General features: G+C 56.1%; 13 protein-coding genes. 4 read left to right on the forward strand and 9 right to left on the reverse strand.

Annotated elements, in window-relative coordinates:
* Positions 1-48: 48 nt before the first annotated feature.
* Complete coding sequence (gene glnB / locus F3J28_RS00300; RefSeq protein WP_002438074.1) at positions 49-387, forward strand: nitrogen regulatory protein P-II; 339 nt, start codon at positions 49-51, stop codon at positions 385-387.
* Positions 388-514: 127 nt separating this feature from the next.
* Here glnB and hmpA read toward each other — a convergent pair whose 3' ends face one another.
* Positions 515-1,705: an NO-inducible flavohemoprotein gene (gene hmpA, locus F3J28_RS00305; protein ID WP_166871623.1), complete on the reverse strand. Its 1,191-nt coding sequence runs from the start codon at positions 1,703-1,705 to the stop codon at positions 515-517.
* 328 nt (positions 1,706-2,033) lie between these two features.
* Between hmpA and glyA the strand changes: the two genes are divergently transcribed.
* On the forward strand, positions 2,034-3,287 hold the full coding sequence (gene glyA, locus F3J28_RS00310) for a serine hydroxymethyltransferase (protein ID WP_166871626.1): 1,254 nt from the start codon (positions 2,034-2,036) through the stop codon (positions 3,285-3,287).
* Between the two features lie 45 nt (positions 3,288-3,332).
* Here glyA and F3J28_RS00315 read toward each other — a convergent pair whose 3' ends face one another.
* From F3J28_RS00315 to F3J28_RS00345, 7 genes are all read right to left on the reverse strand, one after another.
* Entirely contained in the window at positions 3,333-3,932 is a 600-nt protein-coding gene (locus F3J28_RS00315) for a KpsF/GutQ family sugar-phosphate isomerase (protein ID WP_166871629.1), read from the reverse strand.
* A complete protein-coding gene (locus F3J28_RS00320; protein ID WP_166871632.1) occupies positions 3,929-5,566 on the reverse strand; it encodes an FGGY-family carbohydrate kinase in 1,638 nt (545 codons plus the stop codon). The genes F3J28_RS00315 and F3J28_RS00320 overlap by 4 nt, the downstream gene beginning before the upstream one ends.
* A gap of 16 nt (positions 5,567-5,582) precedes the next feature.
* Positions 5,583-6,536 (reverse strand): ABC transporter permease, encoded by a 954-nt coding sequence (locus tag F3J28_RS00325; RefSeq protein ID WP_166871635.1) that lies wholly within the window; start codon positions 6,534-6,536, stop codon positions 5,583-5,585.
* Between the two features lies 1 nt (position 6,537).
* Positions 6,538-7,527, reverse strand: a complete 990-nt coding sequence (locus F3J28_RS00330; RefSeq protein WP_039305740.1) for an ABC transporter permease — start codon at positions 7,525-7,527, stop codon at positions 6,538-6,540.
* Positions 7,520-9,019, reverse strand: a complete 1,500-nt coding sequence (locus F3J28_RS00335) for a sugar ABC transporter ATP-binding protein (protein ID WP_166871638.1) — start codon at positions 9,017-9,019, stop codon at positions 7,520-7,522. The genes F3J28_RS00330 and F3J28_RS00335 overlap by 8 nt, the downstream gene beginning before the upstream one ends.
* A 107-nt stretch (positions 9,020-9,126) precedes the next feature.
* Positions 9,127-10,110, reverse strand: coding sequence for an autoinducer 2 ABC transporter substrate-binding protein (locus F3J28_RS00340; RefSeq protein ID WP_008459446.1), 984 nt, complete (start codon positions 10,108-10,110; stop codon positions 9,127-9,129).
* A gap of 383 nt (positions 10,111-10,493) precedes the next feature.
* The gene (locus F3J28_RS00345; protein ID WP_008459445.1) at positions 10,494-10,916 is read right to left on the reverse strand and encodes a DoxX family protein; all 423 of its coding nucleotides are present in this window, start codon (positions 10,914-10,916) and stop codon (positions 10,494-10,496) included.
* Between the two features lie 177 nt (positions 10,917-11,093).
* Between F3J28_RS00345 and F3J28_RS00350 the strand changes: the two genes are divergently transcribed.
* Entirely contained in the window at positions 11,094-11,588 is a 495-nt protein-coding gene (locus F3J28_RS00350) for a DUF2569 family protein (protein WP_166871641.1), read from the forward strand.
* Positions 11,589-11,648: 60 nt separating this feature from the next.
* Here F3J28_RS00350 and F3J28_RS00355 read toward each other — a convergent pair whose 3' ends face one another.
* A complete protein-coding gene (locus F3J28_RS00355) occupies positions 11,649-12,842 on the reverse strand; it encodes an ROK family transcriptional regulator (RefSeq protein WP_166871645.1) in 1,194 nt (397 codons plus the stop codon).
* A 116-nt stretch (positions 12,843-12,958) separates the two neighbouring features.
* Between F3J28_RS00355 and F3J28_RS00360 the strand changes: the two genes are divergently transcribed.
* A complete protein-coding gene (locus F3J28_RS00360) occupies positions 12,959-16,231 on the forward strand; it encodes a DUF5107 domain-containing protein (RefSeq protein ID WP_166871647.1) in 3,273 nt (1,090 codons plus the stop codon).
* The last annotated feature ends 1 nt before the right edge of the window (position 16,232 follow it).

Genomic DNA, 16,232 nt, shown 5'->3' on the forward strand with positions numbered 1-16,232 from the left:
ACCGATTACTAACAGTACAAAACGCCGCGCGGGGACACCGGTAATACCATGAAAAAAATTGATGCGATTATTAAACCTTTCAAACTGGATGATGTGCGCGAAGCGCTGGCTGAAGTGGGCATTACCGGCATGACGGTGACGGAAGTCAAAGGTTTTGGCCGTCAGAAAGGGCATACCGAGCTGTACCGCGGTGCCGAGTATATGGTGGACTTTCTGCCAAAAGTAAAAATTGAAATTGTGGTGACCGACGATATCGTTGATACCTGCGTGGACACCATTATCCGCACGGCCCAGACCGGCAAGATCGGTGACGGTAAGATTTTCGTGTTTGATGTGGCGCGCGTGGTGCGTATTCGTACCGGCGAAGAAGACGACGCGGCGATTTGATTTAGATTTTTCCCCTCACCCTGGAAGGGCGAGGGGAAAACACTGACTTGTCCCTTTGGTGTAAACGGGGTGTTTACTCCCTCGCTCCTTTGGGGAGAGGGCTGGGGTGAGGGGCAGTCTTACTAAACTACATCACCTTGTGCGGGCCAAAGCACTCATAGTGAATGCTGTCTTTATTCACGCCAATCTTCACCAGCTGTTCCGCCGCAAAACGCATAAAGTTGATCGGGCCGCAGAGATAGAACTGCATCGCCGGATCGCTTAACTTCCCTTCGATTTCCAGCAGGTTCATCAGTCCTTCGCGGTCAAAGCGCGCCTGAGCACGATCCCCTGCGGAGGGTTCACGGTACCAGACGTGGCTTTCAAATTTCGGCAACTGAGCGCCAAGCCCTGCCACTTCTTCGCTAAACGCGTGCACATCCCCGTGCTCGGCGGCGTGCAGCCAGTTGACCTGTGCCTGATGGCCGCCGTTCGCCAGCGTGTCCAGCATCGAGAGCATCGGCGTCTGGCCGACGCCTGCGGAAATCAGCGTCACCGGCGCATCGGGTTTTACGTCCATAAAGAAGTCGCCAGCCGGTGAAGCCAGATGCACCCGATCCCCCGCCTGAGCATGATTGTGCAGCCAGTTTGAGACCATACCTTTCTCTTCACGCTTCACGGCAATGCGGTAACTTTTCCCGTTCGGCTGGCGGGTCAAAGAGTACTGACGAATTTCCTGATGCGGGAAACCAACAGGTTTCAGCCAGACGCCGAGGTATTGCCCTGGCTGATAATCTGCCACCGGGCCGCCGTCTAACGGGGCAAGTTCGAAGCTGGTGATCAGTGAACTTTGCTCTTTTTTCTCTACGATAGTGAAGGGACGCGTGCCTTCCCAGCCACCCTGCTTAGCGGCGTTATCCTGGTAAATTTCTGATTCACGGTTAATAAAGACCTGCGCCAGAACGCCGTAGGCTTTTCCCCATGCGTCCAGCACTTCCTGCCCCGGGCTGAACAGCTCGTCTAACGTGGCCAGCAGATGGCCGCCCACAATGTTGTACTGCTCCGGTTTGATCTGGAAGGTAGTGTGTTTCTGGGCGATTTTCTCTACCGCTGGCAGCAGGGCGGCCAGATTTTCGATGTTGGAAGCATAGGCGCAAATGGCGTTGAACAGCGCTTCACGCTGGTCACCGTTGCGCTGGTTGCTCATGTTAAAGATCTCTTTCAGCTCAGGGTTGTGGCTGAACATGCGCTCATAAAAGTGGGCGGTAAGTTTAGGCCCGGTCGCGGCCAGCAGAGGGATGGTCGACTTAACAACGGCGATGGTTTGTGCGTCTAGCATGGCGGTCTCCATAAACAGCGTAGTGTATAAATTGCATTTTAAATGCATCTTATAGAAATGGCCTTATGTTGTAAATGGGTTATCGTTGTTAACGACTGAGCTCACAGAACGTGAAAAATACGCATAGTATTGATGAAGAAATATCCGGCAAAGAGATGCAGGGTTTATTGCGTTGAAGCCTTATTCCATGCCTGGGTAATCGTTTGCGTAAAAACCTCTGTCAAGCCCTATCACCCGAAAGGGTTTCGGTTTACACTGTTGCCCGTCGCCCAAATGGGCCCCCTCATTGCAGTAAAATTTTTACCGTTAGCTGAGTCAGGAGATGCGAATGTTAAAGCGTGAAATGAACATTGCCGATTATGATGCCGAACTGTGGCAGGCCATGGAGCAAGAGAAAGTACGTCAGGAAGAGCACATTGAACTGATCGCCTCCGAAAACTACACCAGCCCGCGCGTGATGCAGGCTCAGGGTTCTCAGCTGACAAACAAATATGCTGAAGGTTACCCAGGCAAGCGCTACTACGGCGGTTGCGAGTACGTGGACATCGTCGAGCAGCTGGCTATCGACCGTGCAAAAGAGCTGTTTGGCGCAGACTATGCGAACGTGCAGCCACACTCCGGTTCCCAGGCTAACTTCGCGGTATACACCGCGCTGCTGCAGCCGGGCGATACCGTGCTGGGCATGAATCTGGCGCAGGGCGGCCACCTGACTCACGGCTCCCCGGTTAACTTCTCCGGCAAGCTGTACAACATCATTCCTTACGGTATTGATGAATCAGGTAAAATTGACTACGAAGACATGGCGAAGCAGGCTAAAGAGCACAAACCGAAGATGATCATCGGTGGCTTCTCTGCATACTCCGGCGTGGTTGACTGGGCTAAGATGCGCGAAATCGCAGACAGCATCGGTGCTTACCTGTTCGTTGATATGGCGCACGTTGCGGGCCTGATTGCCGCAGACGTTTACCCGAACCCGGTGCCACACGCTCACGTGGTGACCACCACCACCCACAAAACCCTGGCGGGCCCACGCGGTGGCCTGATCCTGGCGAAGGGCGGCGACGAAGATCTCTACAAGAAACTGAACTCTGCCGTATTCCCAAGCGCGCAGGGCGGCCCGCTGATGCACGTTATCGCGGCCAAGGCTGTGGCGCTGAAAGAAGCGATGGAGCCTGAGTTCAAGGTTTACCAGCAGCAGGTAGCGAAAAACGCCAAAGCGATGGTGGAAGTGTTCCTGAACCATGGTTACAAAGTGGTTTCCGGCGGAACTGAAAACCACCTGTTCCTGCTGGATCTGGTTAATAAAAACCTGACCGGTAAAGAAGCTGACGCTGCCCTGGGTCGCGCCAACATCACCGTGAACAAAAACAGCGTACCAAACGATCCGAAGAGCCCGTTCGTGACCTCCGGTATCCGTATCGGTTCTCCGGCTGTCACTCGCCGCGGCTTTAAAGAAGCGGAAGTGAAAGAGCTGGCGGGCTGGATGTGTGACGTTCTGGACAACATCAATGACGAAGCGGTTATCGAGCGCGTGAAAGGTAAAGTGCTGGATATCTGTGCTCGCTTCCCGGTTTACGCATAACCGTTAAGCTGAAAAGTTGGAAGGCTCCCAATCGGGAGCCTTTTTTTATTGCTTCTGGCTTAGCGTTAACCCGACATCTCCGCCGGGATGAACGGCGAGCAGCGTCTCCTTCGAATACCCGCTCTCGCTCATCAGGCAGGCGCAGGCGGCATCAAAAATCGCCAGCGCCAGGATTATCGACGTGGTCGCCAGCATATTCAGCGGATCCATTTCCTGCTTCACGCCGGTAGAAATTACCAGCCTTGCTGCCTGGGCGATGGCCGAATCCGGGTTCTCAGTGACGCTAATCAGTGGGACGCTTCTGGCCGCCAGGCCCGGCAGCAGCCGCGTCAGCTCGTCGGAATTCCCGCCCCGGGAAAGCATGATCATCAGATCGTCCGCACGTAAAAAACCCAGATCGCCATGCGCCGCATCCGTCGCGCTGAGATAAATAGCCGGGTGTTCGACGCAGGCCAGCATATGGGCAATTTTCCTCGCGGCGATGCCTGAAGTACCGACGCCGGTGACCACAATTTTGCCTTTACAGTTTCTCAGTTCGGTCAGCAAGGCGAGCCACTGCGGCTCGCTCAAATGCTGTTCCAGCGCGGCAAGCTCGCGGCTGCAGGTTGCCCACGCGCTGACGGCCTGCTGCCATGAATGACTCATGCTTCCTCCTGCATCAGCTGGCGGTATTTCATGTGGTCGAGATACATCTCATGGAACACTTTGTATTTGCGGTCGTAGTACTGCTTGATGCGGTTGGTCTGCGGGGTGACCGTTTTGCCAATGCGGCTCATGACCGACATCGCTTCCGGGAAGGAATCAAACACGCCCGCCGCCACAGTGCCCATCATCGCGCTGCCCAGCAGCATCGCCTCGCTCTCTTCCGGTAACAACATCGCGCAGCCGGTGGCGTTGGCGTGCTCCTGAACGAAGATAGGGTTTTTAGTGCCGCCACCGCTCGCCATGATGGTGTCGATGGTGTAGCCGCTGTGGTTCATGGTTTCGATAATATGGCGGGTACCGAGCGCGATGGCCTGAATCGTCGCCAGGTACTGCAGCGCCATATCTTCCGGCGTGCGGGAAAGCTTCAGTCCGCTGATAACGCCGGTTAGCGTCGGGTTGGCTCGCGGCGAACGGTTGCCGTGGAAGTAGGGCAGGATGTGCATATCCTTCGTTAAGAAGGCGATGTTTTCCGGCTCCCCGGCCATTTTACGCAGCAGAGCGTTCAGCAGTTCGTAAATGGTTCGCCCCTGAGTCTTCGCCTGGGCAAGCAGCGTCTCATGGCACGGATGAGACTGAATAATATGGTCGATCAGCGCTCCGGTGGCCGACTGGCCGCCTTCGTTGAGCCAGTAGCCCGGCAGCACGGCGGAGTAGTAAGGCCCCCAAACGCCATTAATAAAACGTGCTTCTTTTGAAATGGCCATATGCCCGGTAGAGGTGCCGCCGATGAGCGCCACGCGGCGGTCAAAGTCTGCCACTTCGCCCGAAACGCCGCAGGCACCGAGCGTACCGAGCGTACCGGCATGGGCATCAATAATCGAGACGCTGACGGCGGTGCCGGCAATCAGCCCCATCTCGCTTGCGGCGCGCTGCGTCAGGCCGTGGCCCAGTGGCTCCCCCATGGTTTTTACATAGCGGCCAATTTTTTCCGCATCGTGCTCCAGCAGATCTTCCAGCCCAATCTGGCGGAAGTAGCTGCTGTCCCATTTGTCTTCGTGGCCCATGTAGGTCCATTTACAAACGGTGGAGCAGAGCGAGCGGGTATCATCTCCGGTGGCGCGCCAGGTCAGGAAGTCTGGTAAGTCAAAATAGTAACCGGCATTAGACCAGGTATTTGGCATGTGCTGTTTAAGCCACAGCAATTTTGGCGTTTGCATTTCCGGGGAAATAATCCCGCCCACGTAGTCCAGTACGCGATGGTGCAGGGCATTAATTCTGTCGGCCTGGGTAATGGCGCGGTGATCCATCCACACAATGATGTTCTGTTCGCTGCGCCCTGAAGGGCTGATGGTCAGCGGCTTGCCTTCTTTATCCAGCACCACCAGGGAACAGGTGGCGTCGAATCCCAGCCCTTTTACCTGAATCGGATTAATGTCGGCCTGGTTAACCGCATCCCGCACCGCGTTGCAAACCGCCTGCCAGATATTGTCCGAGGATTGCTCAACGAAGTCCGCCTGTGGGCGGTAAATCTCAATCGCCCGGCTTGCCTCGCCAACCATTCTGCCATTCAGGTCAAAGACGCCCGCGCGGGCGCTTCCCGTCCCTACATCCACCCCAATGAAGTAACTCGCCATAATGATTCTCCTGAACTCAGGCTTTACGATTCTGTAATGCGATAAAGAGGATCAGCACCGCGCCCCAGAGCGCCATGGTCAAATAGCTGCTGATCCCCAGCAAATTAAAGCCGCTTTCCAGCATTTGCAGCACGATGAGCGCCAGCACCAGGCCGATAATGCGGCCAAAGCCGCCGTCCGGGTTTATGCCGCCCAGCACAGAAGCAAGGATGGTGACCAGCAGGTAAGACTCACCGTACCCGGCTTTAGCGGAGTTGAACTTGGCCATCATCAGAATGGCGGCCACCCAGCCGAGCAGCGCGGAAATCACGTACACCGATATCTGCACTCGCACGGTGTTAACGCCGCTGTAGCGCGTGGCCTGTTCGTTGGAGCCGACCAGATAAAGGCTGCGCCCCAGCGTGGTGTGCTCCAGCAATACCCAGAGTAGGACGGCAACCAGCAGGAACAGCAGCAGCGCGACCGGAATACCGAGCAGCGTGGCGTTGCCCAGGTACTGAATTGCCGCCGGGAAGCCGGAAATCACCGTGCCGTTAGACAGCAAAATATTGAGGCCGGAAATCAGTGTCATGGTGCCGAGCGTAGCCAGAATAGGCGAAACACCGACCCAGGCGACCAGCGCGCCGTTTAGCGTGCCGATAGCCACCGCCACGGCAATACCCGCCAGCAGCGCCAGCGCGAAGAACAGCGGGTTATCCGGGTGGCTGACGATAATGGCCGCCATCACCAGCGAACAGGCGTTCGCCCCGGCAATAATCGACAGGTTGATCCCGCCGGTCAGCATTGTCATTCCCATACCCAGCGCCAGCATGCCAAGAATAGGTAACTGAGAGCCGATGGACTGGAAGTTGGCGAGGCTAAAGAAGCGCCCGCCCAGCAGCAGCGAAAACGCCACGACGACCACCACAATAATCACGCACTGCAGCCGGATGATGGCGTCACCGGGTAAAAATCTGGCGAAGGTTTTCATCTCAAAGCTCCCTTGCGAGTTTGCGTTTTTCATTCCAGGCCGTGGCGCTGATGCTGACCAGGATAATCACGCCGCTGAACACGGCGTGCCAGTAAGAGGACACGCTCAGCAGCGTCAGGCCGTTTTGTAAGAATGCCAGCAGGATAACCCCGAGCAGGGTGCCGGTGAGCGTCCCGCGCCCGCCGCTCATGCTTGTCCCGCCGAGTACCACCGCTGCCAGAACCGTTAGCTCAAAGCCTAACAGCGAGTTAGGGGCAACGGACTGGGTGATCTGCGCCTGAACAACGGCGGCAATACCGGCCAGAATCCCCATATAGCCGTAGACGTAGAAGTGCAGCTTAAGCAGGTTCATCCCCAGCCGGGACGCCGCCTCGCGGTTGCCGCCCATGGCATAAATCTGGCGGCCAAGGCGCGTGTAGTTCATCAGCACTGCGGTAAAGATAATCACTGCCGCCAGGCACAGCAGCGGCAGGGTCAACCCGTACTGATAACCGTCTTTGGCGGTGAAAGAGAACCAGTTAATGCCGTTCATAAACCAGTCCGGGAAGCCGTACAGCCAGGTGCCTTTGGTGAGGTAAACCAGCAGGCCGTAGTAAACGTTGAGGGTGGCAATGGTGATGATGATCGCCGGGACCCGCAGCCAGTAAACCAGGAAGCCGTTGATAAGCCCGAGCAGCAGCCCCACGGCAATGGAAATCACCAACGCCAGCGCAAAATTACCGCCGTGAGCGATCACCCAGCTTGCCATCACGTATTGGGCAATGGCGGTCATCGCCGGGAAAGAAATATCAATCCCCCCGGAAATCAGCACCACAAACAGCCCGCAGGCCAGAATGCCGAGAATGGCGTAGCTGGTGGCGACGTCCGTCAGGTTACCGAGGGACAAAAACTCATCGGTGCTGATACTCAGGCCAACGGCCAGAGCCACCACCAGAAGACCCAGCCAGAACTCATGTTGCCCGGCCAGGCGGGAAAAACGAGGGTTATTCATTGACCACCTCAGCAATGTCCTGCTCGCTACTGCGATGAGGATTAAACTCTGCGACCAGCTCGCCCCGGCGCATCACTAGCACGCGGTGGCTGTTGTAATACGCTTCAGGGATTTCATCGCAAATCATCAGTACCGCCAGCCCCTGTTCCGCCAGGGAACGGGCGATTTGGTAAATACCTTCTTTATTGGCGATATCCACGCCCACCGTGGGCGAGTCGAGAATCAATATTTGCGGATTAGTTGCCACCCATTTGGCGATGGCAATCCTTTGGGCGTTGCCGCCAGAAAGGGTTTTTACCGGCAGCCCGGCATCGGATACTTTGATGTTTAGCTCACGAATAAGATCGGCCACCAGATTACGGGCTTTTTCATGATCGAGCAGGCCGCTGCGGGTATGAAGCCTGTCGAAGACCGTGACAATCGTGTTGTCGTAGATCGACTGCTCCATGATCAAGCCTTGAGTCAGGCGATCTTCTGACACGTAGCCGATGCCGTGTTTGATCGCATCGTGGTTATTGCGAAACGTCACCGGCACGCCGTCGATCAGCATTTCACCGCTTTGCGGCTGCGTCATGCCGAACAGGCTCATGCACAGTTCGGTGCGGCCCGACCCGAGCAGGCCGACGATGGAAACAATCTCGCCGCTGCGCAGCGACAGATTGATGTTGTGGTATTTGCCCTTGCGGCTGAGGCCGCGCAGCTCCAGCATCGGCTGTTTTTCTACCGGTGGTTTTTCCGGCAGTGGGCTGTAGTGGAAGCGTTGCCCGGTCATCAGGAACGCAAGCTCGTTGCTGTCCAGCTCGCTGGCCTGCCAGGTGCCGACCAGCTTCCCGTCGCGCATCACGCTAATGCGGTCGGCGACTTCCATCACTTCGTCCAGACGGTGGCTGACAAACACCACGCAAATCCCGTCCGCTTTGAGTTCATTCACCACCCGCAGCAGGCCGTTAACCTCCTGGCGGGTAAGCGACGCTGTGGGTTCGTCCATAATAACCAGCCGGGCGTCAGCGGCAATGGCGCGGCAAATCGCCACCAGTTGGCGATCGGCTATCGAGAGTTTTTCGACTTTTTTGTCCGGGTCGAGCGTGACGCCAATGCGCTGCATGGCCGCCAGCGCCTGGGCTTTCATCGCGCTGCGGTTAACCCACAGGCTGCCGCCGGGCTGATAGCGGTGCACGGCGATATTCTCGGCCACGCTGAAATTGGGGAACAGCGACAGATCCTGGTAGATCACCTGGATGCCGTAATGCGCGGAAAGCGTGGGCGTCAGGCTGTGAAACAGTTTGCCGTCGAGGGCAATCTGCGCCCCTTTTTCCGGGTGATAGACGCCGGAAATCACTTTGATGATCGTGCTTTTACCGCAGCCGTTTTGCCCGGCCAGGCAATGAACTTCGCCTTTTCTGAGCGTCAGATTGACGTTATCCAGCGCCCGCACGCCCGGGAATTGCTTGCTGATATTCTCAAGAGTGATAAATGCGGATGTGTCGGTCATGGGTAATGCCCCTGCCGGCGCCCGACGTGGGCGCCACAAAATAATCTTGTTGGAGAATGCCGGTCGGCTGACCGGCATTCCGGTTTCCCTGGTGTTGGCGGAGTGCCTTAGAAACCGAGTGACTGAGCGTTATCTTTGGTGACTTCGAGGATCTTGTTAAAACGGATCACTTTCTTATCCATGTCGACATCGGCCTTGCCCAGACCGTCAATGGTCAGGTCTTTGGTCACGGCTTTGCCCTGCAGCAGCTGATCGGCCACGGTAACCAGTGCGTAACCGGCATCTTTAGGATCCCACAGCAGCGCTTTTTTAATGTCGCCGCGCATCAGATAAGGTGCCGCCTGGCCCGGCATGGCAATGCCGACAACCGCCAGTTTGTCCTTCGCACGTTTCTTCTGTACCGCCTGGCCCGCGCCGATTGGGCCGAGGGAGCCAAAGCCGATCACGCCTTTCATCTGCGGATACGTTTTCATCAGATCGAGCGTGGTGGAATAGGATTTGTCGATGCTCTCCGCCACCGGCAGGCGCGAAGTTACTTCGAACATATCCGGGTATTTTTCTTTCTGGTATTTAATGGCGGAATCCGCCCAGGCGTTGTGCAGCGGCACGGTCAGCGACCCGACGTAAATCGCATAGCCGCCTTTGCCACCCATGTCTTTCGCCAATTCGTCCATGTTGGCCTGAGCATATTTTTCGCTGTCGATGGTTTCGATATCCCACTGGCCGATCTGCTGGTCAGGGGATTCATGCGTCAGCACCACGATGCCCTGATCGCGCGCTTTTTTCAGTACTGGCTCCAGTACTTTGGCATCGTTAGGCACCACAATAATGGCGTTCACTTTCTTGGCGATCAGATCCTCAATCACCTTCACCTGCTGAGCCGGATCGGGCGTTGAGGCCCCGGTCTGGTAAGCGTTAACGTTGAGTTTTTTTGCCGCTTCGTTGACGCCGGTTTCCATCCGGTTAAACCATGGGATCCCGGTGACTTTCGCCACCACTGCGATTTCATACTTATCCGCCGCAACGGCCGTACCGGACAACATGCATGCAGAAATCAGGGTTGCACTGAGTAATGCGAGTTTGAATTTCATAGGTGTACCTTTTTTATTAGGGACTGAGGCATGTCACGGAGAGGAGACTAGCAACGAAGGGAAGAGGGAATGAATCGCAGTTTTTCTAAATGTGATGCATGCCCATTATTGTTTGTTTTTAGATCTAATTTAGTTAAAAAATGGTTAAATATATGATGTTTTTTTAAACTGGACGGACATGGTGGTGTTAATTAACAGTCAATAATGAAACATATAAGCAACAATTAATAAACAATTTGCCGTTAAGGGGACGTTTTTGGCACCAAAGAGGCCACAAGCCAGCAAAAGAATGTTACGAAATTGTGAGCTGAAGCGTATCAAGCAAAATGAGCGGGAAACAAATGAAAAAGGCCGCATTAGCGGCCTTTAAGTGAGGCAGAAATTTAGCGCTTATCGACGGAAATCGCGCCAGGGCCGGTGACCGCCAGCAGCAGGAACCCACCAGCTATGCTGATGTTTTTATAGAAGTTAATCATATTAGGCATCACTGCATCCCCGGTCATATTCCAGTAATGGTGACCGATAAGCGCCGTGCCGAGGGTATAAAACACAAACAAAATGGCCAGCGGGCGGGTAAAGAACCCGATGATGACCAGGATAGCGGCAACAACCTCCATAAACACCGCAATCGCGGCGGCTAGCGTCGGGAGTGGGGTGCCAAGATGCTCCATATACGCCACGGTGCCGCTGAATCCGCTGAGCTTCGGCAAGCCGAAAATAATGAACAGCAGAATCAACGCAATACGGGCAATAAGCAGGATCAGGGCACGGGATTGACCAAAATCGAAATAGCGGAGTGTGTTCATAGCGGGCTCGCCTGTAGTGGACTCAATTTAAAGTTAATACACAACATCCGAGCCTGCCATTGCCGCTGCGCCTCTACCGCGTTGTTTGTGTTAATGAATGTTTTTTATTTTACGCCGCTCTACTTGTTTGAGGCGGGCGGTGTAAAATTGCTGTTTAAGGACACATCTGGGGCAACCATGAAGTATGAACAAAGCCAGCTGCGGGAAGCGGATAATCGCTCCGGGTCCGGCATAACTTGTGGAACGGTACAGGGCGGAAAAATTGACGGCTGGCTGTATGTCGCCGCGCTCTGGCTGGTGGTGAACCTGGTCTGTGTGCCTTATGCGCTCTATCTTTTTGTCGCCACGGAACTGAGAAATTCACGCCTCGACGGAATTTATCATTTCTACCTGCTGATGGGGATCGTGGTCCTGGTCATCGGTTTGATGCTAACGCTGGCGACAAGCTGGTGTTTCTTCACCCGCAGAAAAGGTATTCGGGAAATTATCATCCCCCAATTTATCTACAACGTGGTTTATCTGTTTTGCCTGCTGTGGATCCCTGCCGGGCTATTCGGTATCGACATTCCCGCTCGCGCGATTGTGGATATTGGTTACGCGGTGGCCGGTATTATTCTCGGAATTCCCTATTTCCTCTTCTCAAAACGCATTAATGTGGTGTTTTGCCGTTAAGAACTGCCGCCGAAAAGAGGGCTTTCAAAGACATGGCATGAAGCCCCTCGCTTTATCTCCTTACTCCATTAGCGCAGTCTCGGCATATAAATAACCAATCCCCATCACCTGCTGGGCGCGGGTGAGCTGCCCGAAGTTTATTTGCGTGGCGTGACTCTTCAGGCCATCACCGTGGTCGAACGGATTAAAACCGATGCGCTGTTTAATGGCGTTCAGCCAGTTTTCGCCAAACTCGCAGCTGCGGCCATAGAACCAGATCTGGTTAATATTGAGAATATTAAGGAAGTTATACAGGCTAAGCCCAATCGCATTGGCCGAATCTTCTACCCAGCGGGCGACCCTTTCATCCCCGGCATGCAGCGCCTGAACCAGCTGCCGGGAAGTGAGCTTTTCCGGATCCTGCAGCTGCGCCCCGGGGTGCGTTTTGAGCCAGATGCGGGCCTGTTTTTTCAGCGCGCTGAGCGAAGCCACGGTCTCCAGGCAGCCATAGCGCCCGCAGTCGCAGGCCATGCCGTCCGGGTTAACGATGGTGTGGCCAATTTGCCCGCTGCCGTACAGATTGCCGCGATAGATTTGCCCGTTGATCACAAACGAAGAGCCGATGCCGTAATCTATGTTAAGCACACAGAAATCTTCCCGGTTGCCGTTGTTTTGCCATTTTTCTGCCAGAGCCAGCATCACGCAGTCGTTATCCAGCCGGACTTTGACCTCCAGCTTCTCTTCCAGCAGGTATTTAATTTCCACTGCTTCCCGCCAGGGCGCCTGGGGCATGGTTTGCGACACGCCGGTGACGGGATCGACCTGTCCGTGTATGCCCAGCGCGAGATTAATCGTTTTTTTCGGCCAGTTTTTTCGCTGCTGCTGCCAGATTGCTTCGATGGCCGACAGCAGCATCTGGGGAGAAGGGGCCACAATAGCGCGGCGCTCAAAGTCGTCTATCGGCGAAAGCTGGGCGTTGCACAGCTGGCTCTCGATGCTGGTGGGGGTGACGTTCATGCAGAGGATGTAATCCCCTTCCGGCGGAATCTGATAGCTGCCGCTGTTTAATCCCCGGCTGCTGAGATTTTCGCTGGAATGGCTAAGTTTGCCTTCATCGACCAGCTCCTCAAGGATGTTGCTCACGGCGGGAATGGACAGCCCGGTGTAGCGGGCAAACTGCGATTTACTCAGCTGCTTGTGCCGCCATACCAGCGCCATCAGCGTTTGCCGGTTGAACTGACGCACCCGCTGATTGTTGAGACCTGACTCCTGCATTTTTACTAAACCTCATTAACTGTATTGCGTGAGCATTGAGCGATTAAAACATGAACGGCTGCTTCAAACTGTCGGCAATCGCCCATTCACTGTTATTTGTTTACTGGAGAGTTGCTATGTACGGAGCCGTTAAAGTCTGGCAGGAAACGATCTCGCTCCCGACCTGGACCACCGGAGCAGAAGATCCAAACCCGATGTTCCTGGAAAACCGTGTCTATCAGGGATCTTCCGGCGCGGTTTATCCCTACGGCGTGATCGATACCCTGACCGGTAAACGTGAGATGCGTGAGTACCGGGCGGTTTGGCTGGAGAACGATTTCATCCGCGTTATGCTGCTGCCGGAGCTGGGCGGCCGGATTCACCGCGCCTGGGATAAAGTGATGGAGCGCGACTTCGTTTACTACAACGAAGTGGTCAAACCCGCGCTGGTGGGCCTGATCGGGCCGTGGATCTCCGGTGGGATTGAATTTAACTGGCCGCAGCACCACCGTCCGACCACCTTTCAGCCGGTGGACATGACCTTTCAGCAGCATGAAAGCGGGGCGCAAACCGTCTGGCTGGGTGAAGTGGAGCCGATGCGTGGCCTGCAGGTGATGACCGGCTTTACGCTTTATCCGGAAAAAGCGCTGATTGAAATTACCGGCAGAGTCTTTAACGGCAACGCCACGCCGCGTCATTTCCTCTGGTGGGCAAACCCGGCGGTGAAGGGGGGCGACGACCATCAGAGCGTATTCCCGCCGGACGTGACCGCGGTGTTTGACCACGGCAAACGTGATGTTTCCGCTTTCCCGATAGCCCACGGCACCTACTACAAGGTGGATTACTCCGCGGGCGTGGATATCTCGCGCTACAAAAATATCCCGGTGCCAACGTCCTACATGGCCGATAAGTCAGATTACGATTTTGTTGGGGCTTATCACCACGGCGAACAGGGTGGGCTGCTGCACATAGCCGATCACCATGTGTCACCGGGCAAAAAACAGTGGACCTGGGGCAACTGCGACTTTGGCCTGGCCTGGGATCGCAACCTGACCGACACCAACGGCCCGTACATCGAGCTGATGACCGGCGTGTTCACCGACAACCAGCCGGACTTTACCTGGCTGGCACCGTTTGAAGAAAAAGTGTTTGTGCAAAACTTCCTGCCGTACAGCAAGCTGGGGACGCTGCAAAACGCCAGCACCGACGCGGCCATTAAGCTTGAGCGCGCGCAGGGCAGGCTGGAGCTCGGCGTCTACGCTATTTCCCCGCTGGAAACGGTGACGCTGCGTCTGGAAAGCGACGGCGTAGTCCTGTGGCAAACGCCGCTCAGCCTGAAACCGGCGGAAGCCTGGCTGCATCAACTGACGGATGACTGGCCGCAGAGACTGACGCTGAGCTTACTCAGCGCGCAAGGCGAAGTGGTGCTCAGCTACCTGGAACACATCGCGGAAGCCTTGCCTCTGCCGCAGGCGGCGCAGGCTCCGGCTAAGCCTGAACAGATCGCTAACTGCGACGAACTTTATTTTATAGGCCAACATCTGGAGCAGTATCTGCACGCCAGCCGGTCAGCCTTCGACTACTACCGGCGAGCGCTGGACATTGATCCGCTCGACTTCCGCTGTAACGTCGCCCTTGGCACGCTCGAATTCAACCGGGGCAACTGGCAAAAAGCGAAAGAGCACGCCGATGCGGCGCTGCAGCGCGCCCATCGCCTGAACAAAAACCCGCAAAACGGCGATGCCAGCCAGCTTCTCGGCTCGGTGAAAGAGCGCCTGGGCGACTACGACGGCGCCTTCGATGATTACTACAAGGCTAGCTGGAGCGGCAACTGCCGGGATGCGGCATTTTATGCCCTGGCCCGTCTGGCAATGCGCAAAGGGGAAACGGCTCGCGCATTAGCGCTGGTGTCCCAAAGCCTGCAGTTCAACGCCTCGAATAACCTCGCAATGGGGCTGAAAGCGCTGGCGCTGTCTCAGCAAGGAGAAAAAGCGGCGGCGCTGGCGTGGATTGAGCAGCAGCTTGCCGTCTGGCCGCTGAGTTATGCCCTGCATTATGCCCGCTGGGCGATAACCCAGAGTGAAGGTGACAAGCAAAAGCTGCGGCAGGTGACCGGCCAGCGCGGCACTAACGCCAGCGTTTTGGCCGGCTGGCTGATGAGCTTTGGGGCAGAGCATGCCGCGCGTGAAGTGCTCGCCGTGCTGAATGCCCAGGAAACGATGCCGCTGCTGTGGCAGGCCTCGCTGGAATCCGATCCACAGCGCCAGCAAAACTATCTCGTGCAGGCTCGGGAGCAGTTTACCGCCCGGGTTCGTTTCCCTAACACGCTGGATGAAGTGCAAATGCTGATGCGCCTCCCGCAGGATGGTTTTGCGCAGTATCTGCTGGGCTGCTTCTGGTACAGCAAACGTCGCTATGCAGAAGCGCTAACCTGCTGGGCATTCTGCGTTGAACAGATGCCGGAGTTTGCCTCCGTGCAGCGCGTGCTGGCGATTCATGCCTGGAACAAAGAGCAGGACGTTCAGCGAGCTGAAACGCTGCTGCAGCGTGCCGTTGATCTCGAACCTGATAATGCGCGCTTCCTGTTTGAACTCGATTTCCTGCTGAAGCTGAATGGGCGCGCACCAGAGGAGCGTCTTACCCGTCTGGAGGCGAAGCGTGACGTTGCGCTAAAACGTGACGATCTCACTGCCGAGCTGCTGAGCCTGTGGAACCAGCATGGCAAGCAGGAAGCTGCCGCGAAGGTGCTGGCTGAACGCAAGTTCCACCCGTGGGAAGGCGGCGAAGGCAAAGTGACGGGGCAGTACATTATCAGCCAACAGCGGCTCGCCCTGGCCAGTATGTCTGCCGGCCAATACGGCCATGCGGAGGAACTGCTGCAACAGGCGCTGAGCTACCCGGAAAACCTTGGCGAAGGCCGTCTGGTCGGGCAAACCGATAACGATATCTGGTATCTGCTTGGGTGCTGTGCGCAGCTCCTGCAGCGTCACGAACAGGCGAAATCCTACTTCCAGCAGGCGTTGAAGGGCGGGAGTTCTCTGGCAGCCGGGCGCTACTACAACGACCAGCCCGTGGACTACCTCTTCTATCAGGCTATGGCCCTCAAACAGCTGGGTGAGCTTGAGGCGGCCCATCAGCAATTCAAAGCCTTTGTTGACTGGGCGCAGGCGCACCGTGCCGACGGGGTTGAGGCCGATTTCTTCGCCGTTTCCCTGCCGGACCTGGTTGCGCTCAACGGCGACCCGCGGAAACAACATCAGCAGCATTGCCTGTTTGTGGAGGCGCTTGGATGGCTCGGCCTGGGGGATATCGCCGCCTTCAACCAGCGCCTTGAAGCCCTGCTGACCCTTAACCCGGCCCATGACAAGGCGCATCTGCTGCGTCAGGCCCTTAGCACCGGCGTACTTTAAC

Source organism: Enterobacter sp. Ap-1006, from assembly GCF_011752835.1.
GTDB lineage: Bacteria > Pseudomonadota > Gammaproteobacteria > Enterobacterales > Enterobacteriaceae > Cedecea.

Bases quoted from the DNA above. Each gene is read 5' to 3' on its own strand.
- F3J28_RS00345 (WP_008459445.1), bottom strand. From the start codon at position 10,916: ATGAACACACTCCGCTATTTCGATTTTGGTCAATCCCGTGCCCTGATC.
- F3J28_RS00360 (WP_166871647.1), top strand. From the start codon at position 12,959: ATGTACGGAGCCGTTAAAGTCTGGCAGGAAACGATCTCGCTCCCGACC.
- F3J28_RS00350 (WP_166871641.1), top strand. From the start codon at position 11,094: ATGAAGTATGAACAAAGCCAGCTGCGGGAAGCGGATAATCGCTCCGGG.
- F3J28_RS00355 (WP_166871645.1), bottom strand. From the start codon at position 12,842: ATGCAGGAGTCAGGTCTCAACAATCAGCGGGTGCGTCAGTTCAACCGG.
- F3J28_RS00340 (WP_008459446.1), bottom strand. From the start codon at position 10,110: ATGAAATTCAAACTCGCATTACTCAGTGCAACCCTGATTTCTGCATGC.
- glyA (WP_166871626.1), top strand. From the start codon at position 2,034: ATGTTAAAGCGTGAAATGAACATTGCCGATTATGATGCCGAACTGTGG.
- F3J28_RS00315 (WP_166871629.1), bottom strand. From the start codon at position 3,932: ATGAGTCATTCATGGCAGCAGGCCGTCAGCGCGTGGGCAACCTGCAGC.
- F3J28_RS00330 (WP_039305740.1), bottom strand. From the start codon at position 7,527: ATGAATAACCCTCGTTTTTCCCGCCTGGCCGGGCAACATGAGTTCTGG.
- glnB (WP_002438074.1), top strand. From the start codon at position 49: ATGAAAAAAATTGATGCGATTATTAAACCTTTCAAACTGGATGATGTG.
- F3J28_RS00335 (WP_166871638.1), bottom strand. From the start codon at position 9,019: ATGACCGACACATCCGCATTTATCACTCTTGAGAATATCAGCAAGCAA.
- F3J28_RS00325 (WP_166871635.1), bottom strand. From the start codon at position 6,536: ATGAAAACCTTCGCCAGATTTTTACCCGGTGACGCCATCATCCGGCTG.
- hmpA (WP_166871623.1), bottom strand. From the start codon at position 1,705: ATGCTAGACGCACAAACCATCGCCGTTGTTAAGTCGACCATCCCTCTG.
- F3J28_RS00320 (WP_166871632.1), bottom strand. From the start codon at position 5,566: ATGGCGAGTTACTTCATTGGGGTGGATGTAGGGACGGGAAGCGCCCGC.